20 protein-coding genes are annotated in these 24,426 nt (G+C 76.0%); 12 read left to right on the top strand and 8 right to left on the bottom strand.

Annotation, left to right across the window (positions count from 1 at the left end; genetic code table 11):
- The first annotated feature begins 430 nt into the window (after nucleotides 1-430).
- The 3 genes from ACFQ6N_RS07375 to ACFQ6N_RS07365 all read left to right on the top strand — a co-directional run bounded on the left by ACFQ6N_RS07375 (nucleotide 431) and on the right by ACFQ6N_RS07365 (nucleotide 5,708).
- Nucleotides 431-4,414: a Pls/PosA family non-ribosomal peptide synthetase gene (locus ACFQ6N_RS07375; protein ID WP_380647515.1), complete on the top strand. Its 3,984-nt coding sequence runs from the start codon at nucleotides 431-433 to the stop codon at nucleotides 4,412-4,414.
- Nucleotides 4,415-4,558: 144 nt separating this feature from the next.
- The gene (locus ACFQ6N_RS07370; RefSeq protein ID WP_380647514.1) at nucleotides 4,559-4,771 is read left to right on the top strand and encodes a DUF4287 domain-containing protein; all 213 of its coding nucleotides are present in this window, start codon (nucleotides 4,559-4,561) and stop codon (nucleotides 4,769-4,771) included.
- Between the two features lie 343 nt (nucleotides 4,772-5,114).
- Nucleotides 5,115-5,708, top strand: a complete 594-nt coding sequence (locus ACFQ6N_RS07365) for a hypothetical protein (protein WP_380647512.1) — start codon at nucleotides 5,115-5,117, stop codon at nucleotides 5,706-5,708.
- A gap of 50 nt (nucleotides 5,709-5,758) precedes the next feature.
- On the opposite strand, the gene ACFQ6N_RS07360 is transcribed toward ACFQ6N_RS07365, so the two are convergent.
- Nucleotides 5,759-6,403, bottom strand: a complete 645-nt coding sequence (locus tag ACFQ6N_RS07360; protein ID WP_380647510.1) for a flavin reductase family protein — start codon at nucleotides 6,401-6,403, stop codon at nucleotides 5,759-5,761.
- 227 nt (nucleotides 6,404-6,630) lie between these two features.
- Complete coding sequence (locus ACFQ6N_RS07355; protein WP_380647508.1) at nucleotides 6,631-7,290, bottom strand: carbonic anhydrase; 660 nt, start codon at nucleotides 7,288-7,290, stop codon at nucleotides 6,631-6,633.
- Between the two features lie 292 nt (nucleotides 7,291-7,582).
- Here ACFQ6N_RS07355 and ACFQ6N_RS07350 point away from each other — a divergent pair, with 292 nt between their 5' ends.
- Entirely contained in the window at nucleotides 7,583-8,902 is a 1,320-nt protein-coding gene (locus ACFQ6N_RS07350) for a cryptochrome/photolyase family protein (protein WP_380647565.1), read from the top strand.
- A 17-nt stretch (nucleotides 8,903-8,919) separates the two neighbouring features.
- Here the strand turns inward: ACFQ6N_RS07350 and ACFQ6N_RS07345 are convergent, their stop codons facing one another.
- Nucleotides 8,920-10,089 carry a PP2C family protein-serine/threonine phosphatase gene (locus ACFQ6N_RS07345; RefSeq protein WP_380647507.1) on the bottom strand — a complete coding sequence of 390 codons (1,170 nt, stop codon included), beginning with the start codon at nucleotides 10,087-10,089 and terminating at the stop codon, nucleotides 8,920-8,922.
- A 251-nt stretch (nucleotides 10,090-10,340) separates the two neighbouring features.
- Here ACFQ6N_RS07345 and ACFQ6N_RS07340 point away from each other — a divergent pair, with 251 nt between their 5' ends.
- From ACFQ6N_RS07340 to ACFQ6N_RS07320, 5 genes are all read left to right on the top strand, one after another.
- Nucleotides 10,341-10,709, top strand: a complete 369-nt coding sequence (locus tag ACFQ6N_RS07340) for a helix-turn-helix transcriptional regulator (RefSeq protein ID WP_380647564.1) — start codon at nucleotides 10,341-10,343, stop codon at nucleotides 10,707-10,709.
- Nucleotides 10,710-10,760: 51 nt separating this feature from the next.
- The gene (locus ACFQ6N_RS07335) at nucleotides 10,761-11,177 is read left to right on the top strand and encodes a VOC family protein (protein ID WP_380647506.1); all 417 of its coding nucleotides are present in this window, start codon (nucleotides 10,761-10,763) and stop codon (nucleotides 11,175-11,177) included.
- 143 nt (nucleotides 11,178-11,320) lie between these two features.
- Entirely contained in the window at nucleotides 11,321-13,609 is a 2,289-nt protein-coding gene (locus ACFQ6N_RS07330) for an MMPL family transporter (protein ID WP_380647505.1), read from the top strand.
- Nucleotides 13,610-13,927: 318 nt separating this feature from the next.
- A complete protein-coding gene (locus ACFQ6N_RS07325; RefSeq protein WP_380647504.1) occupies nucleotides 13,928-14,368 on the top strand; it encodes a hypothetical protein in 441 nt (146 codons plus the stop codon).
- Between the two features lie 374 nt (nucleotides 14,369-14,742).
- Nucleotides 14,743-16,362: a hypothetical protein gene (locus ACFQ6N_RS07320; protein ID WP_380647503.1), complete on the top strand. Its 1,620-nt coding sequence runs from the start codon at nucleotides 14,743-14,745 to the stop codon at nucleotides 16,360-16,362.
- On the opposite strand, the gene ACFQ6N_RS07315 is transcribed toward ACFQ6N_RS07320, so the two are convergent.
- Entirely contained in the window at nucleotides 16,359-17,231 is an 873-nt protein-coding gene (locus tag ACFQ6N_RS07315) for a hypothetical protein (protein ID WP_380647502.1), read from the bottom strand. The genes ACFQ6N_RS07320 and ACFQ6N_RS07315 overlap by 4 nt on opposite strands.
- A 154-nt stretch (nucleotides 17,232-17,385) precedes the next feature.
- The gene (locus ACFQ6N_RS07310) at nucleotides 17,386-18,171 is read right to left on the bottom strand and encodes an NAD(P)-dependent oxidoreductase (protein WP_380647501.1); all 786 of its coding nucleotides are present in this window, start codon (nucleotides 18,169-18,171) and stop codon (nucleotides 17,386-17,388) included.
- Nucleotides 18,172-18,236: 65 nt separating this feature from the next.
- On the opposite strand from ACFQ6N_RS07310, the gene ACFQ6N_RS07305 reads away from it, so the two are divergent.
- Nucleotides 18,237-19,238 (top strand): LysR family transcriptional regulator, encoded by a 1,002-nt coding sequence (locus ACFQ6N_RS07305; RefSeq protein ID WP_380647499.1) that lies wholly within the window; start codon nucleotides 18,237-18,239, stop codon nucleotides 19,236-19,238.
- 7 nt (nucleotides 19,239-19,245) lie between these two features.
- On the opposite strand, the gene ACFQ6N_RS07300 is transcribed toward ACFQ6N_RS07305, so the two are convergent.
- The gene (locus ACFQ6N_RS07300) at nucleotides 19,246-20,808 is read right to left on the bottom strand and encodes an alpha/beta fold hydrolase (RefSeq protein ID WP_380647497.1); all 1,563 of its coding nucleotides are present in this window, start codon (nucleotides 20,806-20,808) and stop codon (nucleotides 19,246-19,248) included.
- 190 nt (nucleotides 20,809-20,998) lie between these two features.
- Between ACFQ6N_RS07300 and ACFQ6N_RS07295 the strand changes: the two genes are divergently transcribed.
- Nucleotides 20,999-21,529, top strand: coding sequence for a cupin domain-containing protein (locus ACFQ6N_RS07295; RefSeq protein WP_380647496.1), 531 nt, complete (start codon nucleotides 20,999-21,001; stop codon nucleotides 21,527-21,529).
- 466 nt (nucleotides 21,530-21,995) lie between these two features.
- Here ACFQ6N_RS07295 and ACFQ6N_RS07290 read toward each other — a convergent pair whose 3' ends face one another.
- Nucleotides 21,996-22,457 carry a hypothetical protein gene (locus ACFQ6N_RS07290; RefSeq protein ID WP_380647495.1) on the bottom strand — a complete coding sequence of 154 codons (462 nt, stop codon included), beginning with the start codon at nucleotides 22,455-22,457 and terminating at the stop codon, nucleotides 21,996-21,998.
- Nucleotides 22,458-22,717: 260 nt separating this feature from the next.
- Here ACFQ6N_RS07290 and ACFQ6N_RS07285 point away from each other — a divergent pair, with 260 nt between their 5' ends.
- Entirely contained in the window at nucleotides 22,718-22,942 is a 225-nt protein-coding gene (locus ACFQ6N_RS07285; protein WP_380647494.1) for a holin, read from the top strand.
- A 126-nt stretch (nucleotides 22,943-23,068) separates the two neighbouring features.
- Here the strand turns inward: ACFQ6N_RS07285 and ACFQ6N_RS07280 are convergent, their stop codons facing one another.
- Nucleotides 23,069-24,349: an alpha/beta hydrolase family protein gene (locus ACFQ6N_RS07280; protein WP_380647493.1), complete on the bottom strand. Its 1,281-nt coding sequence runs from the start codon at nucleotides 24,347-24,349 to the stop codon at nucleotides 23,069-23,071.
- Nucleotides 24,350-24,426: the final 77 nt, after the last annotated feature.

The raw sequence follows: 24,426 nt of genomic DNA, 5'->3' as shown, positions 1-24,426 counted from the left end.
GTTCACAGGAGGGGCCCGCCGTGGTGGTGGCGGAAGGCTCCCACACGGACGTGTGAATCGTATGAACAGACCGATGATCCGACCAAAACCCCCCGATTCGGTAGCGGCACCCTCACTACCGGTACCGTGCCGGTCGCCATGGTGTTCATCACTCTTGTTCCTCCCGTCACGCCCTTCCACTGTTCGGCGATTAGCCTTCACCAGCGAAAACCCCTGAAAAGCGCCGAAATGACATTCGAATCTTCCGCTGCCGCCCTTGTGCGGCATAGATGATGAGAATTTCCTTTGACCGCACCTTCGCTGCATCCAGCGGACTCCCAGCGGAGTCATGGTGAGTGGGCGCGCCCACCGGTGACCCCAGTGTCACCTCCCGTCACCCGACACCGCCCGCACGCGCCCCCCACGACCCGGAGCCGAGGACAAAGCACCCATGGACGCACGCCACGAGACGGCCGGCCCAGGCACGCTGTACCGCCCGCACCCGGGCCCCTGGGCGGCCTGGCCCGCGGCCCGCCCGGCCGACCCCCGCAGCCTGCTCGACATCATCGCCGCCACCGCCGACGCGCACCCCGACGCACCCGCGCTCGACACCGGCGACAGCGTCCTCGGCTACCGCGCCCTGCTGCACGAGGTCGACACCCTCGCCGGGCAGCTGGCCGGGCACGGCATCGGCCGCGGCGACCGGGTCGGCGTGCGCATCCCCTCCGGCACCGCCGACCTCTACGTCGCCATCCTCGCCGTCCTGCGCTGCGGCGCCGCCTACGTGCCCGTGGACGCCGACGACCCCGACGAACGCGCCGGGATGATCTGGCAGGACGCCGCCGTCTGCGCGATCATCGGCGCCGGCCGCCGCCTGGACCCCGGCCCCGCCGCCCGGCCCTCCGGCCGCCCCGCCTGGCCCGCCCCGGCCGACGACGCCTGGATCATCTTCACCTCCGGCACCACCGGCCGCCCCAAGGGCGTGGCCGTCACCCACCGCAGCGCCGCCGCCTTCGTCGACGCCGAAGCCCGTATCTTCCTGCCCGAACGGCCGCTGGGCCCCGGCGACCGCGTCCTGGCCGGCCTCTCCGTCGCCTTCGACGCCTCCTGCGAGGAGATGTGGCTGGCCTGGCGCCACGGCGCCTGCCTGGTCCCCGCCCCCCGCTCCCTGGTCAAGGCCGGCACCGACCTCGGCCCCTGGCTCGTCGAACGGCGCATCACCGCCATCTCCACCGTCCCCACCCTGCTCGCCCTGTGGCCGCAGGAATGCCTGGACGGCGTGCGCCTGATCATCGTCGGCGGCGAGGCCTGCCCCGCCGAACTCGTCGACCGCATCGCCGTCGGCGGCCGCGAGTTCTGGAACACCTACGGCCCCACCGAGACCACCGTCGTCGCCACCGCCGCCCGCATGCTGCCCGGACAGCCCGTGCGCATCGGCGCCCCCCTCGACGGCTGGGAGATCGCCGTCGTCGACCAGGCCGGCAACCCCGTCCCCTGGTACGAGACCGGCGAACTGCTCATCACCGGCGTCGGCACCGCCCGCTACCTCGACCCCGCCAAGGACGCCGAGAAGTTCAGCGCCCACCCCGCCCTCGCCTCCCCCCGCGTCTACCGCAGCGGCGACCTGGTCCGCAACGACCCCGAAGGCCTGGTCTTCCTCGGCCGCGCCGACGACCAGATCAAACTCGGCGGCCGGCGCATCGAACTCGGCGAGATCGACGCCGCCCTCCAGGCCCTGCCCGGCATCCGCGCCGCGGCCGCCGCCGTCCGCAAGACCCCGGCCGGCGCCGACCTGCTCGTCGGCTACCTCGTCGCCGACCCCGGCACCGCCCCCGACCTCGCCGACGCCCGCCGCCGGCTCACCGAACGCCTGCCCGCCGCCCTGGTGCCCGTCCTCGCGCTCGTCGACTCCCTGCCCACCCGCACCTCCGGCAAGGTCGACCGCAACGCCCTGCCCTGGCCGCTGCCCACCACCGGCACCGCCGCCGGCCCCGCCCGGCCCCTGGACGGCACCGCCGGCCGGCTCGCCGGCCACTGGGAACGCCTGCTCGGCACCGCCCCCGGCCCCGGCGACGACTTCTTCGCCCTCGGCGGCTCCAGCCTCACCGCCGCCCGCCTCGTCTCCGAACTGCGCACCCGTCACAGCGGCGTCTCCGTCGCCGACCTGTACGCCCACCCCGTCCTCGGCGACCTCGCCGCCTACCTGGACTCCCTCGACACCGCCCCCGGCACCGCGCCCGGGGCCACCGCCCCCGCCGCCGACCGGCGCACCGTACGCCGCACCCCGCGCAGCGCCGGCCTGTGGCAGACCCTGCTGCTCCTCGGCATGTTCTCGCTCGCCGGACTGCGCTGGATCCTCGTCCTCGTCGCCCTCGACAACCTCACCGGCAAGCACCTCGCCTGGGCCCCGCACAGCTCCTGGTGGCCCGTCGGCGCCGGCCTCGTCCTGCTCTACAGCGCCCCCGGCCGCACCCTGCTCGCCGCCACCGGCGCCCGCCTCCTCACCGCCGGCATCCGCCCCGGCAGCCACCCCCGCGGCGGCCACGTCCACCTGCGGCTGTGGGCCGCCGAACGCTACACCGCCATGTTCGGCACCGCCGCCCTCGCCGGCACCCCCTGGGCCGTGCGCTACGCCCGCGCCCTGGGCTGCCGCGTCGGCCCCGGCGTCCACCTGCACACCCTGCCCCCCGTCACCGGCCTCGCCCGCCTCGGCGCCCACAGCTCCGTCGAACCCGAAGCCGACCTGGCCGGCTGGTGGCTCGACGGCGACACCCTGCACCTGGGCCACATCGAGATCGGCGACGGCGCCCGCGTCGGCCACCGCGCCACCCTCATGCCCGGCGCCCGCGTCGGCGCCCGCGCCGAGATCGCCCCCGGCTCCTGCGTCACCGGCACCGTCCCGCCCGGCGAACACTGGCACGGCTCCCCGGCCCGCCCCTCCACCGAACCCCTCGCCGACTGGCCCGCCACCGACGCCCGCGCCTCCCGCGCCTGGAACCTCGCCTACGGCATCGGCTTCGCCGTCCTGGGCCTCGTCCCGATCATCGCCGCGCTGCCCGCGCTGTTCATCGTCTACCCGATGATCGACACCGACACCTCCCTGGCCTCCGCCCTCCTCAAGCTCCTGCCCGCCACCATCCCGCTGGCCGCCCTCACCCTGTTCTGCCACGCCGCGCTCATAGCCCTGCTCGTCCGGCTGCTCTCCCTGCCGCTGCGCCCCGGCTTCCACCCGGCCGGCGGCCGCACCGCCTTCTGCGCCTGGGCCGTCACCCGCCTCAGCGACACCGCCCGGCGCACCCTCTTCCCCTTCTACGCCAGCCTCTTCACCCCGGTGTGGCTGCGCCTGCTCGGCGCCCGCGTCGGCCGGCGCGTCGAAGCCTCCACCGTCCTGGCCCTGCCCGGACTGATGCGCGTCGACGACGGCGCCTTCCTCGCCGACGACACCCTCATCGCCCCCTACGAACTGCGCGGCGGCTGGCTCCACCTGGGCCCCTCGCACATCGGGCGCCGCTCCTTCGTCGGCAACTCCGGCATCGTCGGCCCCGGCCGCCGGCTGCCCGACAACTCCCTCGTCGGCGTCCTGTCCGACACCCCCGCGCACGCCCCCGACGGCTCCTCCTGGCTCGGCCGCCCCGCCTTCGCCCTGCCCCGGGTCGCCGACGCCGGCACCGAGGGCCGCACCTACAACCCGCCCCGGCGCCTGATGTGGGCCCGCGCCGGCGTCGAGGTCTGCCGGCTGCTGCCCGTCGTCCTGGCCGCCCTGCTCGGCGACCTCGTCCTCGCGACCCTCCAGGAACTGCGCGACGACTACGGGCTGGGCACCGCCCTGGCCGCCGCCGGCCTGGTCCTGATCGCCGCCGCCGCCACCGCCTGCGCCGTCACCACCGCCGCCAAGTGGCTGCTGGTCGGACGCTTCCGGGTCGCCGAGCACCCGCTGTGGTCCTCCTTCGTGTGGCGCAACGAGCTCTACGACACCTTCGTCGAGGAACTCGCCATGCCCTTCGGCGGCCACACCATCACCGGCACCCCGTACCTGAACGTGTGGCTGCGCAGCCTCGGCGCCCGGATCGGGCGCGGCGTGTGGTGCGAGACCCACTGGCTGCCCGAGAGCGACCTCGTCACCGTCGGGGCCGGGGCCAGCGTCAACCGCGGCACCGTCCTGCAGACCCACCTCTTCCACGACCGCGTCATGCGGCTGGGCCCCGTCCACCTCGGCGCCGGCTCCACCACCGGCCCGCACTCCGTCGTCCTGCTCAACTCCACCCTCGGGGCGAACACCACGGTCGGACCGGCCTCCCTGGTCATGCGCGGCGAGAACGTCCCCGGCGCCACCCGCTGGCTCGGCAACCCCGTCGCCGCGTGGAACGCCGACCCCACCCCGCCCACGGGCCGCCGGGCCGGGCGCGGCCGGCGCCGGGCCCCGGCCGGGGTGTGACGCCACCCGGTGTGACGCGGATCACTCCTGAAGGGCGATGAGTTCGCGGTGCGTTGACGGTCCTACCCCGTGAACGCACCGCTTCGCTCTTCGCCCGTCCGGGCTTTCCGGGCTTTCCGGGCTTTCCCGAGAGGAACCACCACCATGACCGCGACCCCCGTGAAGGGCCCCGCCGCCTACTTCCCGTCCATCGAGAAGAAGTACGGCCGCCCGGTCGAGGAGTGGAAGGACCTCATCCGCGCCTCCCCGCTCACCAGGCACATGGAACTCGTCGCCTGGCTCAAGGCCGACCACGGCCTCGGCCACGGCCACGCCAACGCCCTCGTCGCCCACACCCTCGCCGAGACCGGCGCCTGACGCGCCCGCCGCCCGGCCCGCGGTCCGCGGACGGACCCGGAGGCCGGGGCCGCCCACGGCACGATCAGGAAGAGGGCGGCCCCGGCCCCGGGCACGGATTCCGTACGGGCGGGGGCATCGACCGCGGATGGTGCCCGTACGGCTGCGGTCGGGCACCATTCGACAACTTCAACAGGACTTGAAGTCAACCCCCGGGCCCGGTCCCACCCGTCCGGGACCCGCCCCGGAGACCCGCCCGGGGCGCGCCCGGCGCCCGCCCCGCGCGCCCGCGGCTCCGCCCAGCGGGGTAGCCTCGCTCACGGCGGGCCGGGGACGGCACCGCGACGCGGACAGGGGCGGGCGGATGGCAGAGCAGCAGAACAGCTACTGGCGGGTGGCGGACGGTTCGGCGGTCAGCGCCTCCCAGGCGCACATCGTGTGGACCAGAGCGGCCTACCCGGCCCTGACGGAGGTGGCGGGCCGCTACCACGCGGTGGTCAGCTACGCGGACCTGGCGGAGGCCGTCCAGGAGGCCTCCGGGGTGCGCACCCGGATCAACCAGCGGCACTGGATCGGCAAGGTGCTGTCCCTGGTGATCCTCGAAGCGCACCGGCGCGGCGACCCGCCGCTGACGGCACTGGTGGTGCACGCCGCCGACGGCAAGGTCGGCGCCGGCTACCAGGAGGTGCTGGCGGTGGCCGGACAGCCGCCGGTGGCCGCCGAGATGGACCGCGAACAGCACGCCGCCGCCGCCCGCCTGGCCTGCTACCGGCACTTCGGCGCCGAGCTGCCCGCCAACGGCGGCACCCCCGCCCTGGCCCCGCGGCTGCGCGCCTCGGTGGACCGCAAGGCGGCCGCCGCCGCCGAGGCCCGCCCGCCGGCCATCTGTCCGCGCTGCTTCCTGCAACTGCCGGCGACCCGGGTGTGCGACTCCTGCGGGGAGACCATCGCCCCCTGAGCTGCCGCGAGCTGCCCTGAGCTGCCGCGAGCCCTACGGCCGTCGGCCCGTCACCCGGCGGGCGCGGCCGCGGGCAGGCGCCCGGGCATCCGCCAGCCCTCGGCCAGCCGGGACGGCGACAGCCGCTGCCCGCCGCCGAAGAACTCGCAGAACTTCATGATCAGCGGGTCCCAGCCGACCGGGTCGACGTAGTGGTCGGTGCCGGGCACGATCAGCCCCTCCTCGACGTGCGCGCGCACCACGCTCACCTCGAAGGCCGTGCACCGCTCGTTGCCCGCCAGCGGCGTCGCGGCCACCACCCGGCACTCCAACTGCACCGGGCACTCCGCCGCGCGCGGCGCCCGCACCAGCTCGCCGGGCAGCTCGGTCATCCCGGCCGCGGCGAACTTGCCCCGCTCGTGGCGGTAGCCCTGCCCGCGCCGGAGTTCGCTGACATGCGGGTTGGCCGTCAGCAGCGCGAGCGCGTCCACCGCGTCGACTTGCGCCGAGGAGGGCAGGTTGAGCACGCACTCGCCCTCGCGCCGCAGGTTCACGGCGGTCTGCGAGCCGTTGCCCAGCCCCAGCACGCAGGACTGCCCCAGCCACCACGCCGAGGACATCGGCGCGAGGTTGGCACTGCCGTCCTCGTTGCGCGAACCGATCAGCACCACCGGGGTGCCGAAATACAGGACCTTGAGGTCGGTGACCTTGTGCACGGGACGGCCGTCCTTGGGAGAGGGGAGAGGGGGAACGCGGGGAAACCGCTGACGGACACCGACTCTGCCCCCGCCCGTACGGGGGCGCTGGCGGCGATCGGACATCCAGTTCCCGCGGTTCCCGCGTCCCGCCCGCTGCCGCCGCGCACGGGCCCGGCCGGGCCCGTGCGGCCCGACCGGCTCCCCGGGGACGGCAGCCCCCGCGCTCAGCCCACCGGCTCCCGGGCTCAGCCCACCGGCCCCCGGGCGGCGACCTGACGGGCCTGGCCGTCCCGCAGCCGGTACGACAGGCCCACCACGGCCACCGTGCCGTCGGCGATCCTCGCGGAGAGCGCCTGCGACCGCTCCACCAGCAGGTCCACGGTCTGGCGGATGTGCTCGTCGACGATCGCGTCCCGGTCCTCGATGCCCGCCGCCTTGGCCGACAGCACGCTCGGGGTCACCCGCTCCACCACGTCCCGCACGAAGCCGCCCGGCAGCTTGCCCTGCTCCAGGGAGTCCAGCGCCGCCGCCACCGCACCGCAGGAGTCGTGCCCCAGCACGACCACCAGCGGGCACTCCAGCACGCTCACCCCGTACTCGATGCTGCCCAGCGCCTCCGCGCCGGTCACGTGCCCGGCGGTACGCACCACGAACAGGTCGCCCAGGCCCTGGTCGAAGATGATCTCGGCGGCCAGCCGGGAGTCCGAACAGCCGAACAGCACCGCGAACGGCCGCTGCGCCGGAGCCAGCGCCGCGCGCCGCCCGGCGTCCTGGTTGGGGTGCTCCGGGCTGCCCCCGACGAACCGGGCATTGCCCGCCATCAGCACCCGCAGCGCCTCGCGGGGGTCGGATATCGCGTCGGGCTCGGCAGCCGGCGCGGAGTCGGATATCGGTGTGGGGATCATGCCAGCACCCTAGATCGCCGCGGCCGCCACCCGCAGCCGGGGGGTCGGGCCAGGTCACCGGTCGCACCGGGGCCCGGCCACCGGCCGTACCGGGGCCCGGTCACCGGCCGTACCGGGGCCCGGTCACCGGCCGTACCGGGGTCGACGCCGCACCCGCGGCGACGTGTACCCGGATTGACGCCGGACCCGCGCCCGCACCGCCCCCGCACCGACGCCCGGCCCCGCCCGCGCGGCGCGGCGGTGGCGGCGCCCCACGGCCCCCCGCCATAGTCACCCCATGCCCAAGGCCCCGCTGCGCACCGCCGTCGTCCTGTTCACCCAGGACCTGCGCCTGCACGACAACCCCGCCCTGCACGCCGCCCGCACCCGCGCCGACCAGGTCGTCCCGCTGTTCGTCCTCGACCCCGCCGTGCACGCCGCCGGATTCGCCGCCCCCAACCGGCAGGCCTTCCTCGCCGACAGCCTCGCCGACCTCGACCGGGCCCTGCGCGCGGCCGGCTCCCGCCTGGTCCTGCGCCACGGCGACCCCGCCGAACAGACCGCCCGCCTCGCCGCCGAATGCGGCGCCGACACCGTCCACACCGCCGCCGGCGTCTCCGCCTTCGCCACCCGCCGCGAAGCCGCGCTGCGCCGCGCCCTGGGGGAGCGGCTGCACCTGCACGACGGGCTCACCGTCGTCCCCGCCGGCGCCCTCACCCCCGCCGCCCGCGACCACTACGCCGTCTTCACCCCGTACCTGCGCGTCTGGCAGCAGGCCCCGCACCGCCCCGTCCTGCCCGCCCCGCGCACCCTCGCCACCCCCGACGGCCCGGCCGGCGACCCCCTGCCCACCGCCCCCGCCGGCACCTCCCCGGGCCTGCCGCCCGGCGGTGAACGCGCCGCCCGGCAGCGCCTGCGCGCCTGGCACCCCGGCGACTACGACCGCCTGCACGACGACCTCGCCGCCGACGCCACCTCCCGCCTCTCGCCCTACCTGCACTTCGGCTGCCTGTCCGCCGGCGAACTCGCCCACCGGGCCGCCGCCCTGGGCGGGCCCGGCGCCGACGCCCTGGTCCGCCAGCTCGCCTGGCGCGACTTCCACCACCAGGTCCTCGCCGCCCGCCCCGACGCCGCCCACGCCGACTACCGGCCCCGTGATGTCCACTGGCACCGGGACGACCAGGAACTGCGGGCCTGGCGCGAAGGCCGCACCGGCTACCCCATCGTCGACGCGGGCATGCGCCAACTCGCCCACGAAGGCTGGATGCACAACCGCGCCCGCCTGATCACCGCCTCCTTCCTCACCAAGACCCTGCGCCACGACTGGCGCCCCGGCGCCGCCCACTTCCTCCACCTCCTCGTCGACGGCGACCTCGCCAACAACCAGCTCAACTGGCAGTGGATCGCCGGCACCGGCAACGACACCCGCCCCAACCGCGTCCTCAACCCCCTGCGCCAGGCCGAGCGCTACGACCCCGACGGCGCCTACGTCCGCCACTGGATCCCCGAACTCGCCCACCTGCCCGGCCGCACCGTCCACCGCCCCTGGACCAGCCCCGAACCCCTCGACTACCCCGACCCGCTGGTCTCCCCGGACGACCTCACCGCCCGCATGCACGGCACCCCCGGCTGACCGGGGCCTGCCTCGCGTTACGAGGCCCGGCGCAGCGCCAGCACCGTGACGTCGTCCCGGCTGCGCCCCCCGCTCCAGCTCCGGGCCCGCCCGTCCAGGGCCACCGGCAGCGCCTCGGCGGGAACGGCCGCCAGCTCGGCCAGACCCCGCTCGACCGGGTAGAACGCGCCCGAGGCGTCCTGCGCCTCGGTGATCCCGTCGGTCAGCAGCACCAGCACCCCGCCCTCGGGCAGCAAGAAACGCCGCACGGTACGCGGCTGCGCCCCGCCGGTCAGCTCCGCCAGCGACGCCAGGCCCAGCGGGAGGCCGGCGGGCAGCGCGACGGACTCCACCCGGCCGCCGGCGCGCAGCAGGTACGGGGAGAGGTGGCCGCAGTTGACGGCCGACACCTCGGCCCCGGCCCTCTCGTCGGTGGTTCCGTCCTCGGCTGCGTCTGCGGCCCCGTCTTCGGCGGCGGGGGTTCCGGGGCCGCCCAGGGCCAGCACGGTCGCGGTGACGAAACGCTCCTGCTCGCCGCTCTGCACCGCGTACGCGTTGTGCCGCTCCACCGCCGCCTCCAGGGCGTCCGCCACGGCGGTCAGCTCCGGCTCCCGGAACGCCGCCTCCCGGAAGGCGCTCAGCACCGCGAAGCCCGTCCCGATCGCCGGCAGCCCCTTGCCCTGCACGTCGCCCACCAGCACCCGGGTGCCGTGCGGGGTCTCGGCGATGTCGTACAGGTCGCCGCCGACCAGCGCGTCCTCCTCCACCGGCCGGTACAGCCCGTCCAGCCGCACGTCCGCCGTGGTCACCGGCAGCGGGCGCAGCAACTGGCGCTGCAGCGCCACCGCGCTCTGGCGCATCCGGGACAGCTGCCGCTCGCGCCGCACCCGCCGCACGCACAGGCCGATCACCGCCGCCTCGGCACCGAGCACCGTCACCAGGGTGCCCACCCGGGCCTCCAGGTCCGCCGGCGGGAACAGCACCGTGCTGACCACCACCACGCCCGTCACCCACGCCGAGGCGGCCACGGTCTGCGCGACCGTGCCCCGCCCCGCCAGCAGCGCGGGCAGGAACACCAGCAGCAGCACCAGCCGGGCGTTGGTGCCGCTGGCCGCCTGCGCCAGCAGCACCACGACGGTGGCCGCCAGCACGCCCAGCACCACCGCCCGGTTGCCGGGCACGCGCGGGTCGGTGCCCTTGCTCTCCACCCGCCGCCCGCCCTCTCCGCCGTCCCTCGTACCGACCGTCCCTCGTACCCGACCGTCCCCCCAGGGTGGTCGGCCCGGCGGCACGGGCGCCAACGGGCCGCGCCGGACGGGGGAAGGCCGCCCTGTCACCGGCGGTCGGTACGGTGGCCGGTGTGTCCTCCCCAGAGCCCGGCGCCGCCCGGGCGACCGCACCCCGCCGGACCCGGGTCCCCCTCGCCGACCTCGTCCGGCTGCGCCACGCCCGCGACCGGATGGACCGCGACTACGCGCAGCCCCTGGACGTGCCCGCGCTCGCCCGCACCGCGCTGATGTCCTCCGGCCACTTCTCGCGCAGCTTCCGCGCCGCCTACGGCGAGACCCCGTACAACTACCTGATGACCCGCCGGATCGAACGGGCCAAGGCCCTGCTGCGGCGCGGGGACCTGAGCGTCACCGACGTGTGCATGGCCGTCGGCTGCACCTCGCTGGGCTCCTTCAGCAGCCGCTTCACCGAACTCGTCGGCGAGAGCCCCAGCGCCTACCGGGCCCGCGACCACGGCGACGGCGCCGCGATCCCCGCCTGCATCGCCAAGATCCGCACCCGCCCGGCCCGGCACCCGGGCCCGGGCGCCGGTCGCTGAGAAGGGCGACGCCGGACCCGGCGCTCCCGCCGCTCCCGTAGCGTGACCGCCATGACCATCGAACTCGCCCAGTGCTTCATCGCCGTTGACGACCACGACAGGGCCCTCGCCTTCTACCGCGACGTCCTCGGCTTCGAGGTGCGCAACGACGTGGGCTTCGAAGGCATGCGCTGGGTCACCGTCGGCTCGCCCGACCAGCCCGGCGTCGAGATCGTCCTGGAGCCCCCGCTGGCCGACCCGCACGCCTCCGAGGACGACCGCCAGGCCGCCGCCGAACTCCTCGCCAAGGGCCTGCTGCGCGGCGTCATCTTCCGCACCGACGACTGCGACGCCACCTTCGAGCGCATCCGCGCCGCCGGCGCCGAGGTCCTCCAGGAGCCCATGGACCAGCCCTACGGCGTCCGGGACTGCGCCTTCCGCGACCCCTCGGGCAACATGCTCCGCTTCAACCAGCCCCACCGGGCGTAGGCCGCCGCCCCGGCGGGGGCCGCCGGAGGGTCTTCGGGCGCGGTGGAATGAAGACGGGACGGGTGTCGTTGTCGCACGTCGAGATACCCCCACCCGTATTTTTTCGGGCGCCGGACCCCGGCCGTCCGAGAACGGAGCACCACGTGAACCGCCCCGTCCCCACCCCCGCACGGCCCCCCGCCCCACCGGAACCCGGCACCACCGCCCCGGCCGCCACGGCCGGAACCGCGGGCGCCGCCGCAACCGCCCGGCCCGGACCGCTCGGCCGCCTCGGGGTCTGGTCGGCCCGCCACGTCAAGGCCGTCCTGGCCGGCTGGCTGCTCGTCGTCATCGGACTGGGCGCCTTCGCCCCCCAGGTCACCACCGCCCTGTCCGGCGCCGGCTGGCAGGCCGACGGCTCCCCGTCGGTCAAGGTCCGCCAGATCGCCGAACAGCACTTCGCCGGCAACGCCTCCTCCGCCCTCCAGATCGTCGTCACCGCCGACCGGCCCGTCGACGACCCCGCCGTCCGGCAGGTCATCACCAGGGCGGGCGACCTCGCCGCCGCCGACCCGCGCGTGTCCACCGTCGTCCCGCCCCAGCCCGGCGCCACCATCAGCCCCGACGGCCGCACCGCCGTCCTGCTCGCCGGCGCCGCCGCCTCACCCGACGACATGGTCCGCGCCGCCGACGACCTCAAGGGCCCGCTCAACGCCCTCTCCACCGACGGCATCAGCGTCCACGCCACCGGCGCCTCCGTCCTGTGGAGCGACTTCAACAAGGCCAACCACGACGCCATGATGAAGTCCGAGTTCATGTCCTGGCCGGTCACCCTCGCCATCCTCGTCCTCGCCTTCGGCTCACTCGTCGCCGCCGGCCTGCCCCTGCTGCTCACCATGGCCGGCCTCGCCGCCTCGGCCGGCTCACTCGTCCTGATCAGCCACCTCTTCCCGGTCTCCGTCTGGGCGATGAACTTCGCCATGATGTTCGCCCTCGCCCTGGGCATCGACTACGCGCTGTTCCTCGTCGTCCGCTTCCGCAGCGCCCGCCGCACCCGCGACCCGCGCGCCGGACAGCACGCCGACAGCACGCGCGCCGGTGGACCGGGCGCCGACGACCCGCGCGCGGACAGCCCGCGCGCCGACAGCCTGCGCGCCGTCGCCGAGACCATGGACACCGCCGGCAAGGCCGTCCTGCTCTCCGGCGCCACCGTCCTGGTCAGCCTCTCCGCCGTGATGCTCGTCCCCTCCCCGGCGTTCCGCTCCATGGCCGGCGGCATCATGCTCGCCGTCCTCTTCGTCCTCGCCGCCACCCTCACCCTGCTGCCCGCCGTCCTCGGCCGGCTCGGCCACCGCGTCGACGCCCTCGCCCTGCCCTGGGCCAAGACCGCCCCCCACCACTCACCACGCTTCGCCGCCTGGGGCGAACGCCTCTGGAAGCACCCGCTGCGCTACGGCGCCCTCGCCCTCGCCGCACTGATCGCCCTCGCCGCCCCCGTCATCGGACTGCGCACCGCGATGCCCTCCATCGCCGTCCTGCCCGGCGACGCCAGCGCCCGCGCCGGCTACACCGCCGTCCAGCAGGCCTTCGGCCCCGGCGCCCCCGGCACCCTGCAGATCCTCACCCCCACCGACCACGCCGCCGAGACCGCCGCCCGGGTCGCCGCCACCCCCGGCATCGCCGCCGCCATGCCCGCCCAGGCCGCCGTCGACGGCTCCGCCTGGTCGATGATCCAGGCCGTCCCCACCGTCGACCCCTCCGACCCCGACCTCTCCCGCACCGTCCACGCCCTGCGCGCCGACCTGCCCGCCGACACCCTGGTCGGCGGCGCCGCCGTCGAGAACCTCGACCTGCAACACCTGCTCACCCAGAAGACCCCGCTGGTCATCGGCGTGGTCATGGCCCTCGGCTTCCTGCTCCTCCTCGGCGCCCTGCGCGCCCCGCTGATCGCCGCCCTCGGCACCGCCGCCAGCCTGCTCTCCACCGGAGCCGCCTTCGGCGTCGCCCGCCTGGTCTTCCAGGACGGCCACGGCGCCGGCCTGCTCGGCTTCACCCCGCAGGGCTTCCTGGACGGCTGGGCACCGGTGTTCTTCTTCGCGATGATCTTCGCCATCGCGATGGACTACACCGTCTTCCTCCTCGCCTCCGCCAAGGAGCACTACGAACGCACCGGCGACCCCCGCGCCGCCATGACCGGCGCCCTCGCCCACTCCGGCCGGGTCGTCTTCGCCGCCGCCGGCGTCATGGTCGCCGTCTTCTTCACCTTCGCCCTGTCCGGCCCGCTGCCGCCCAAGGAGATGGGCATCGTGCTGGGCACCGCCGTCCTGCTCGACGCGGCCCTGGTCCGGCTCGTCCTGCTCCCCGTCCTGCTGCGCCTGACCGGCCGCGCCGCCTGGCACACCCCGGCCTGGCTGGACCGGGTGCTGCCGAAGATCACCTTCTCCCACGACTGACCTGTCCGGCGCCCGTCCGGCGCCCGTCCGGCGCCCGTCCCCGTCCCCGTCCCCGTCCCCGTACCGTTCCCGTTCCCGTCCCCGTCCCCGGCACAGCCGGAGGCGGGGACACGTTCGACTGACGGTCAGTTCGGGCCGGGAGAGCGACGGAGTGAGACCGGCCGGTCACCGTCGAGGGACCACCGGGCCGCCCGGGCGGGGAAGGGGCCAGGGGAAGGGGCTATCCGGGGAGCCGTCATCGGGTGTATGCCGGAAGAGGGGCCAGGCGCTGCCGGCCCCGCCGCCCGAACGGCGAGGCCGGCCGGAGCGAGGTGGATCATGAACAGCAACTTCGGGGCCGACCGGCTGCGGCAGCAACAGCAGCAGATGCTCCACCAGCAACAACAGCAGCAGCAACTCCGCGAACAGCAGGAGCGGATGCGCCGCGAACAGCAGCGGCAGCAGGAGGAACGGGACCAGCAGCGGCGACGGGACGACATGACCCGCGCGCTGAAGGAGTCCATGAGGATCGCGAAGGCGGCGGCGGACCAGGCCAAGGAGCGCCGGGTGCAGCAGGCCGCCGCAGGCCAGGCGCTGCGGCCGCCGACCCGGCCACCGCTCCCCGGTGCGCAGCCCTACCGCCCGCAGTTCCTCCGCTCGCAGCCCTCCGCCTCGCAGTCCTCCACCCCGAAGCCTCCCGGGGCGCGGGACTTCCCGCAGACCGCCCCGCAGTACCCGCACTACTTCCGCCCCCACCACTGGTGGCAGTTCTGGCGTTGACATCCTCAACCGGCCTGAACACCGGTGATTCCCTCCACGCTGCGCGTGGAACACGCGGCGTCCGGGTGGGTTCCTGCTTCACCGCGCGCTGCCGGGACGAGTCCCGGTCTTGTCTGCGCTCCACAGGCCGAGACCGCAAGTCCTGCGGCCTTGGCTGTGTTCCGGGCGGCGTTCACGTCCCTCTCGTGGACGGTCCCGCAGTCCCCGAACACTCCGCGACCGGGGCGCGACACGGGCATCGTCACGACGAGGCGCCGGGGCAGGTGGCGGCAGGGGCCGAGCACGCCCGACGGGCGGTCAGTTCGCCGCCCGGCGACGGGGCCCGGCGGGATCGATAGGGTGTTCGGCGATCGCCCCGCGACCCAAGGAGAGCAGTGGCCCTGACCCGCCTGGTGCGCCCCCTCGGGGCCGCCGCCGCCCTCACCCTCGCCCTCGCGCTGACCGGGGTCGCCGGGCTGCCCGTCGCGGCGGCGGACGGCGGGACCGACCTCTCCTTCGAGGGCCCCTCGGCCGTGTCGCTCGACACGGCCCCGGACTCCCAGGGAACGGCCGGCCTGGACCTGTCCCTCCGGAAGAGCGGCCCGGGGCAACCGCAGGGCCTGGAGGTCGCCTACGACACCCGCGACCTGGCGGGGGTCGCCGACCTGGCCGTCGGCTGCCCGGCGGCCGACACGGTGTACCGCTGCGAACAGCAGACGGTCAACGGCACTGCCGGCCTTGCCGGGTTCCCCAGGCTGACCGTGGCCAAGGATGCCGCGGCCGGGGCCAAGGGGGTTCTGCACATCACGGTGACCGGCACCGACGTGAAGGAGGTCAGCACCGACGTCGATGTCTACGTCGGGGGCCCCGCCCTGACCCCGGTCGCGTCGTTCGACCCCGTCACGGTCGAGCCCGGCGGCGTCGCCGGCCGGGGGCTGGAGATCACCAACAAGGGCGAACAGCCCGCCCAGCGCGTGGTCCTGGAGATCACCGTCGGCAAGGGTCTGAAGCCGGCCGGCTCGTTCGGCAACTGCGAGCAGGGCGAACCGCGCGCGGGTACCGACCTGACACCCGGCGTGCTCGGGATGATCTGCACGATCGACAGCCCGATCGCACCCGGCGAGACCGTCAAGCTGGACCCGGTCCCGTTCAAGGCGGGCAGTACCGAGTACGAACCGCTGGTCGAGTACCGGGTCCTCGCCAACCGGGAGGGCGACGGCCTCATGCGGCAGCAGTACGACCTCAAGCCCGGCAAGGGCGCCCGGCTGACCCTCGGCACGCCCGAGGTGCCGGTCACCGATCCGGGCGGGCCGAACGTGACGCTCCCGGCGGGCCCGTACTACTCGTTCACGATGAGGTTCGCGGTCGGGCTCGGCACGGACCACGCGGCCCTCGGCCGGTGGACCCCGCAGGGCGACGGCCGCAGCGGCACCCTGCGGGTCGGGGTGCGCAACAACGGCCCGGCCGACAACGCCTACCACCAACTCGACCAGGGCGAGGCCGTGCGCGTCGTGCTGCCCGCCGGCGTCCGCCTGCCCGTGCCGCCCACGGGCTGCTACGACATGGCGAACGACGCCGTCCAGGTCCTGGGCGGCGGCTGGACCTGCCGCGTCGACATGTCCAGGGTGGGCAAGGTCGGCGGGGAGCAGTCCTTCGACTTCGCACTCGAACTGGACGACCCCGCCCAGGGCCCGGCCGCCGAGGTCTCCCTGCAGAACCGGACGAGCACCTACGAGCGCGGCCACGCCTCCGCGGTGACCGACTGGGACCACAACCCCCGCAACGACATCGTCACCGTGAGGCTGGGCGCCGACCCGAGCGACGGCACGCCGAACGGGAACCCGGCCCAGGACGCCCCCGCCTCGGCTGCCCCCGCCCCCGGAGAGCCCTCGCACTCGGCACCGGCCTCGTCGGGCGGCGGCGGCTTCCCGACCTGGCCGCTGTGGGCCGTCGCCCTCGGCGCCGGCCTGGCCGTGCTGGTCCTGCGCCGCCGCCGGGCCGGGGCGCGCCGCTAACGGCCCGTCGGGGCCGTTGCGGCCGTGGGGGCCGCCGGGGCCGTCGTGGCCGTGGGGGTGGGCGTGGCCGTGGGCGCGGGCGTCGCCGGGGCCATCAGGGTGTGCAGCAGGTCCTGGCCCAGGGCGAGGCCGGTCCGCGACTCGTCCGGCAGGCCGTAGTCGTCGTACCAGTCCGCCGGGGCCTCCGGGTGCGGTCCGCTGACCGCCACCCGTCCCGCGCCGTACGGGGCGACCACGGCGGCCGGGCGGTCGTTGGAGTAGCGGGCGAGGACGTCCACGGCCGGGCCGTCGACGTCGAAGTACGGGCCGTCCTGGAAGTACATCCGCTGCGGGCGGCCGCGCCAGACGACGTCCACCAGCCGGTCGCGCTCGTCGGTGATGCTCGCGCCCCGGGAGCGGATGTACTGCCCGGAGTCGCCCGGCAGGAGGTCGAAGCCCGGGTCGCCGGCCAGGTAGCCGCCCATGCACAGGCCCAGGTACCGCCCGCCGCCGCGCACGTACGCCCGCACCAGCTCGGGGGAGAAGCCGGGCTCGCGCCCCAGCAGGCCCCACGCGGTGCCCACCTCCTGCCCGTTGGTGCCGCCCGGCTGCACGTACAGCGCCACCCCGGCCAGCGCGGCCGGGCCGAACCGCACCCGCTCGCGCGGCCCCACGTAGCGCACCGCGAAGCCGCCGTGCTCCAGCATCGCCCCCGCGGCCTCCGCGCACCCGTCGCAGGCCGCCGGACCCCGGTACACCAGGGCCGTCGGCCGGTCGTCGCCGCGCCCCGGCGGCGCGGCCGCCCCGCCCTGCGACGGCGTGCCCGCGCACCCCGCCGCCGCCAGCACCAGCACAGCCGCCACCACGGCCACCGCCCGCACACCCCGCACCGCCGCCACCCCTCCCCAGGGCCCGCCACCACGTGCCGCGACGACGCTACGTCCCGGCGGGCGCGCGCCGCGAACCCTTCCCCGATCGGGCGATTCCGGGCGCGTGCGGTTGACGCCGGTCGACGCCGGTTCAGGTCCGGGCGGGGCGCCGCCGTCAGTGCCGCCGCAGGGCGCCGACCACCGCCGACAGGTCCTGCTCGGCGATCGACGGGTCCGCCAGCAGGTCCTCGCGGGCCGCAGACAGGACCCGTCCGCCGCCGGCCAGGGCGAGGTCCTTGGCGGCCAGACGGACCGGGAAGTCCGAGTCGGTGCTGTGCGCCCGGGCCACCACCCCCGCGAGCGGCCCGGCCGCCAGCACCTCCCGGACCAGGTCCTGCGGCAGGCCCGACTCCTCGGCCACCGCCAGCACCTCGCCGACCACCGTCACCGAGGCCACGATCGCGCCGATCACCACCACCTTCAGCGCCGCGCCCGTACCCGGGCCGCCGCAGCGCCGCACCCGGCCCAGGTGCTCCAGGACGGGCTGCGCGCGGTCCAGGTCCGCGTCCTTGCCGCCCGCGAAGACGGTGAGGCCGCCGGTCGCCGCCGGGCCGACGCTGCCGACCACCGGGGCGTCCACCAGGGCCACGCCGTCCGGGAGTCCGGCGCGCAGCCCGGCGGTGGCGGCCGGGCCGATCGAGGACATGTCGATCCACAGCGTGCCCGGCGCCAGCTCCGCCGTGAACCGCCCGGCCACCTCGGCGACGGCCGCCGGGTCGGACAGCATGGTGACGACGACGTCCGCACCCCGTACGGCCTGCGCGGGGGTTGCGGCCTCGGTCAGGCCGCCGGCGCGGCCGGGGGAGCGGTTCCAGACGGTCAGCGGGTAGCCGGCGGCGGCGAGGCGGCGGGCCATCGGCAGGCCCATCCGGCCCAGCCCCAGGAAAGCGATCTTCTTCATGGCCCTCACGCTAGGCAGCCCCGAGCCAGGCGACAAGCGAATGTCCGGCATGGTAGTCATGCGTGATGGACATGGCTTGGCTGGACGTCTTCCGCACCGTCGCCCACCTCGGATCCTTCACCGCCGCCGGGGAGCGACTGGGCTTCACCCAGTCCGCGATCTCCCGCCAGATCGCCACCCTGGAAGGAGAGTTGGGCACGCCCTTGTTCGACCGGCTGGCCCGTGGGGTGCGGCTCACCGAGCACGGCAGCGCCCTGCTGCCGCACGCCGAGGCGATGCTGGAACGCCTCGACACCACCCGGCGCGACCTGGCCGCGCTCACCGGCCTCGCCGCCGGGCAGCTGCGGGTCGGCGCCTTCGACAGCGCCAACGCCGCCCTCGTCCCCGGCGCGCTCGCCGCCTTCCGCGCCGCGCACCCGGGCGTGGCGATCAGCCTCACCGAAGGGCTGGCGGCGCACCTGCTGGACCTGCTCGCCGAACGGGCCGTCGACCTCGCCCTGGTCGCCTCCTATACCGAATTCGCCGACGAGAAGGAGCAGTTCGACTTCCGCCTGCTGCTGGAGGACCCGGTACTGGTCGCACTCCCGCGCGGCCACCGCCTCGCCAGGCGCCGCCGCCTGCGACTGGCCGAACTCGCCGACGAGCCCTGGATCGCGGCCCGCCGCACCACCGAGTCCACCCTCCTCGCGGCCTGCCTGCGCAGCGGCTTCCAGCCCCGGATCGAGTACGCGGTCGGCGCCTGGACCGCCAAACTCGGCCTGGTCGCGGCCGGGTTGGGCCCCACCCTGATCCCGTCCCTGGCCGCCCGCGCCGCCCGCCCCGACATCGCCCTCGTCCCGCTGCACCCGGACGACACCCCCGTACGGCACGTGTACACCGTGACCCGGCGCGGGCAGCGGGTGCCCCCGGCGGTGGAGGCCTTCGAGGCGTTCCTGCGGGAGGCGGCCGGCCCGGGCCAGGAGAAGGCGCAGACGGGGAAGGCGGGGAAGGCGGGGAAGGCGGGGAAGGCGGGGAAGGCGGGGAAGGCGGGGCGGCCTCCCGGCGCGGTGCCGGGGGGCCGCCCCTGACGCCGGGTCAGCAGGTGGTGTCCGCGGGGGGCAGGGTGCCGTCCGACAGGTAGGTGTCGACGGCCCGGTCGGCGCAGGTGCTGTAGGCGGCCAGGTAGAGGCCGTGGGCGCGGCCGGGGACGGTGACCAGGCGGGAGGCGGGCATCCGGGCGTGCAGGGCCAGCGCGCCCTGGTAGACGGCGTGGGTGTCGCCGGTCGCCTGGAGCTGCAGGGCGGGGACGGCGGTGCGCACCTCCACGGGCGGCTCCAGCGGGGCCCGGTCCCAGGAGGCGCACGGGGTGGGGCCGTTGTAGACCGGGCCGAACACCGGCTGGGCGGGGCGGGCGCGTTCCACGGCGTCGCGGTACCACTGCGGCGAGCGCGGCATCGCGACGTCGTCGCACAGGATGCCGATCGCGGCCGCGAGGTCGGCGCCGCCCGCCGGGTCGGGGGCCAGGAGGGTGGTCAGCAGCTCGTGCAGGAGCGGGCCCGCCTGGACCGGCTTGCCGTCGGCGGCGTCCAGGAGGCCGCGCAGCACGTCCGCGTAGTCGGCGCTGTCGCGGTCGTCGCCCTGGCAGACGGCGAGCAGGAACGGCAGCACGGCGCCGTCGAGGAGGAAACCGTCGACGGCGATCGGCGCCGCCTGCGCGCGGCGGACCAGGCCCTCGACGGTGGTCCGCACGGCCGCCGGGGTCGCGCCCAGGCCGTACGCGGCGTCGCGCGGGGCGGCCCAGGCGGCGAAGCCGTCCAGGGCGCGCTCGTTGGCGCCGCCCATGTCCTGGAACATCCGGATGCCGTAGCGGGCCGGGTCGGGGGCGCTGTCGAGGACCAGGCGGTCGACGCGGCCCGGGTACAGCTGCGCGTACACGGCGCCCAGCAGCGCGCCGTAGGACTGCCCGAAGAAGGAGGTCCGGGTCTCGCCGAGGGCGGCGCGCAGCAGGTCGACGTCGCGGGCGGTGTTGCGGGTGGTCAGGTGGGGCAGCAGGTCCGGGTACTTGGCCTGGCAGGCGTGGGCGTCGGCCTCGGCCAGGGCCCAGGCCCGGTCGAAGCCGGCCCGTCCCGGGTCCACCGAGCGAAGCCAACTGCCCCTGGTGAGGCCGCAGTCGAGGCCGCCGCTCGCGCCGACCCCGCGCGGGTCCATGCCGATGAGGTCGTACGCGGCGGCCGACCCGGGCGCCAGCCGTTCCCGCAGCGCGGCGGGCATGGCCAGCCCCCGGCTGCCGGGGCCGCCGGGGTTGGTCTGCAGGATGCCCCGGCGCCGGGCCGGGTCGGCGGCCTCGATCCGGGAGACGGCGAGGGAGAGGGTGCGGCCCCGGGGCTCGCGGTAGTCCAGCGGGACGGTCAGGGAGGCGCACCGGGCCCCGGCGGCGGCGAGTTGCGGGTCCTGGCAGGCGGTCCAGGCGAGCGGCTGGCGGCGGTAGCGCTCCAGCGGGTCGGCGGCGGTCGGGTCGGCGGACGCGGGGTCGGCGGCGGTTGCGGAGGCGGCTGTCGGGGCGGCGGGCGCGGCCCCGGCGGTGGGCGTCGCGGCGGCAGGGGTGAGGACGGCCGCGGACAGGGCGAGGGCGGCGGTGAGCACCGATGCGGTCTTCATGTCGCCCACCCTAGAAGGGCGTTGGCGAACCACCGGGTGCGGGGCCGGGGCTCCGGGCCGGCCGGCGGGACCTCCCCGACTGACAGGACACGGGGCGGGCGGGGGACCGGTCCACCGGGCAGAATTGACCCATGAAAACGGGAGCTGATTGGCTCAGTCCCATGGGTCTTTCCGCCCATAGCCTGGTCACATGACGACGACGAAGAACACCGAGTCCACCGCCACCGCCCCCGTCCTGGCCCCCGTCCCCGTGCTGGCCCGCCGCGCCGAGGCCGAGACCTGCGCCGACCCGAGCGCCACCATGACCCTGCTCGCCGAGACGGACGCCGGGGCGGGCGGCTTCACCGTCTACCGCTCCGCCTTCTCCGCGGGCGCCGCCGGAGCCCCCTCGCACTTCCACACCCGGGCCTGGGAACTGTTCTTCGTGATCAGCGGCTCGCTGGAGGTGCTGGTCGGCGAGGAGGTCACCGTCCTGGGCGCGGGCGACTTCCTGGCCGTGCCCCCGCACACCCCGCACGCCTTCGCCGCCGCGCCGGGCTCCGAGGCCGACGTCCTGTTCGTGTTCACCCCCGGCATGGAGCGCTTCGACTACCTGCGCCTGCTGGGCAGCGTCATGCGCGGCGAGACCCCGCCGGCGGCGATCGCCGCCTCGTCCGAGCGCTTCGACAACCACTACGTCGACAGCCCCGCCTGGCGCGCCGCCCTGGCGGACCGCGCCTGAGGCCCGGGCGTACGGCGCCGGGCCCGGGCGTACGGCGCCGGGCCCCGGCCCCCGGCCGCTCGCGGGCCCGCTCGACGGGCCGGGGCGGGCCGGGTGTGGAACGGTGGAAGGCCGGGGGAGTCCGGTAGCGAGAGGAGTGGCCATGTCGTCGAAGCGCCGCCGCAAGAAGAGGGCCCGGGCCAAGCACAGAGCCAACCACGGCCGTCGCCCCCAGAGCTGAGCGGCTGAACCGCGCGGCCGCCGGCTCCCCGCCGACGGCCGCGCCTGCCTGTGGGTGCCCGGCTACTCCCCGCTCACCTGGGAGCCCGCCGCCGGCGACGCCGCCCTGCGGGAGCCCCGGGGCTGACCGGAGGCGGGCGCCACCGCCGACGGCCTCGCCGCGTCCGCCCGTACCCGGCGCCCCCGCACCCGGCGCCCCCGCGCCCGGTGCCCCCGCGTCCGCACGCGTCGGCCGGTGGGCCGGGGCTCAGCGTCCGAGGTGGTCGGCCAGGGCCTCGACGGTGCGGCGCCGCATGGTGAGCAGTGCCACCGCCGAGCCGTCCGCGAAGTGCAGCCGGAACCTCGCCATCGCCTGCAGCCTCGGGCGCCGCTCGACCCGCAGGACCAGGTGCCGGGGGGCGTGCCACATCATCCGGCCCGGCTTGCGGACGTCCACCGAGTGCAGGAACAGGGCCCGGCGGTCGGTGACGGCCAGCTGTCCGGCCCCCGACCTGCCCGCCGTGGCCGCGAAGCCCTGCGCGATGCTGCCCGACCCGCCCGAAACGGAGCCGATCCGCGCCAGCCTGGCGCCGATCAGCGCCCCCGGCGTGCCCCCGCTCCCGCGCGCCCCGGACACCGGGACCGCCGTCGCCACGTCCAGCAGGTGCTCGCCCGGCTCCAACAGCGGTTGCACGGCGCTTCGGTAGCGGTTCATCAATGCCTCGGTCACCGCGCAAGAGTAGACGGTCGGCCGTGCGCCCCCGCGCCGGGCCCGGCGGCCGTCGCGGCCATCGCGGTCAGCGAGGCGGGGAACGTCGTCGGATCCGGCGCCGAGAACGTGTACACCAGGACGGCAACTCCCCGACCACGCAAGCCCTTCGACCAAGCAAGCCCTTCGACCACGCATGCCCTTCGACCCCGGACGGCCGCCCCGCACCCGGGCGCCCGCGACCGTGCACCCGTCACCCCCACCCCGAAGGAGTCCTGACCATGCGGAAGTTCATCATCGACCTGGTCGAGCGCACCGTCGCCACCTACGCCGTGGCGTTCCTCGGGCTGCTGCTGGCCGACAGGTTCGACCTGGCGTCGCTCGGCGCGCTCAAGGCGGCGGCGGTGGCCGCCCTGCCGGCCGCGCTGACCGTGGTCAAGGGAGCGGTGGCGACCTTCGTCGGCGACCCGGACTCGGCCGCCCTGCTGGCCCGCAGCCAGGACTGAGCTCCGGGCGGCGGCTTCGGGAACGAGCGGTACTGCGGCCGGGTTCGTGCGCGGGAAGTCGGTCCGGCCGACTTCCCGCGCAGGGCGGTCCGGGGGACCAGGGAGGCCGGGCCCGCTCCGGCGGTCCTACCGCTCGTAGACCATCTCGGGGAAGCGCGGCGAGGGCCCGTCCAGGAGGTGGTCGTCATGGCCGCGCAGCCAGCGGTCGAAGAACGAGGCGACGTACGAGCGGGTGGCCCGCACCGCCCGGTCCGGGCGGACGCCGCCGACGTCCTCGGTCAGCTTCTCCCCGCTGATCGCGCCCTGGCGGGCGAGCTGGGGCAGCAGGGACTGGGCGTCGGTGTAGGAGCCGTGGCGGGAGCCGGTGAGGGTGACGTCGGCGTGCCAGCCGGCACTGTGCTGCCACAGGGCGTCCCAGCCGGGCTGCCCGTGGTAGCTGCCGGAGTCCTCGCTGCCGGTGCCCATCAGCAGGAACGGCCGGTCCAGGCCGTCCTGGGCGACGCCGGTCAGGAAGACGCCGGTGCCGTCGGGGCCGGGGAAGTGCAGCTGGCCGTCCATGTTGATCCCGGCGGCGATCCGCGGGTCGTCGTGCATGGCCTGGAGGGCCGTGGAGCCGCCCCCGGAGTGGCCGACCATGCCGATCCGGTCGAGGTCCAGGGAGGCGGCGAGGCCCGCCGGCAGCTGCCTGTCGTCGCCCAGTCCGGCGAGCCGGTCCAGGACGAAGCGGGTGTCGTCGACCCGGGCCTGGAGGATCTTGCGCAGGAGGGCGCCGACGTCGAGGCCGGGCCGGGAGAACTGCTCGGGAAGGACGGAGGAGGCGAGGCCCCCGTCGGGGAAGGCGACCTCGGAGGCGTCGTAGGTGTGGTCGACGGTGACGACGGTGTAGCCGCGCGAGGCGAGGTCCTCCACCAGGCCGGTGCCCCAGGTGCGGGGGTCGCCGAAGCCCGCCGAGTACAGCACGACGGGCCGTTTGCCGCCGGGGAGGGCGGGCGCGTCGGCGCGGGCGTGGGTGCGGACGCCCGCCCAGTCGGTGCGGCCGGGCTCGAAGCCGTGGTCGGTCTGGCCGGCGCTCCCGGCACTGCCGAAGTGGTCGCCGGCGGCGGGGACCATGTATGGCGCGCGGTCGCCGCCGGTGGCGGGCCGGGTGGTCGGGTACCAGAAGCTGATCATCAGCCTGCGGTGCTGCCCGGGCTGCCAGGGGTCGTCCCGGCGGTCGTCCGTGAGCTGAAGGGACGTCGTACCGACCGGGTACGGCCCGGTGGGCTGCGGCAGCCAGGCCCTGGCCCGCTGCCCGGCGCCCTCACCCGGCGCCGCCACCGCCGCCCCCGCCCCCGGCCCGCCGACCGCGCCCAGCACCGCCGTCGCGGCCAGCAGCACCGCCGCCACGGCCCGTCCTCGCCTGCCCATCGCTGTTCCCCCTCGTCCGTTCCGTGCTCGGTGTCGACAGGGGTGACGCTACGGGCGAGGCGGGGCGCAATCCGTCG

It is taken from the genome of Kitasatospora sp. NPDC056446, assembly GCF_042796115.1.
GTDB lineage: Bacteria > Actinomycetota > Actinomycetes > Streptomycetales > Streptomycetaceae > Kitasatospora.
The sequence above is the reverse complement of the archived record's forward strand: the minus strand, read 5'-3'. Positions and strand labels throughout refer to the sequence as shown.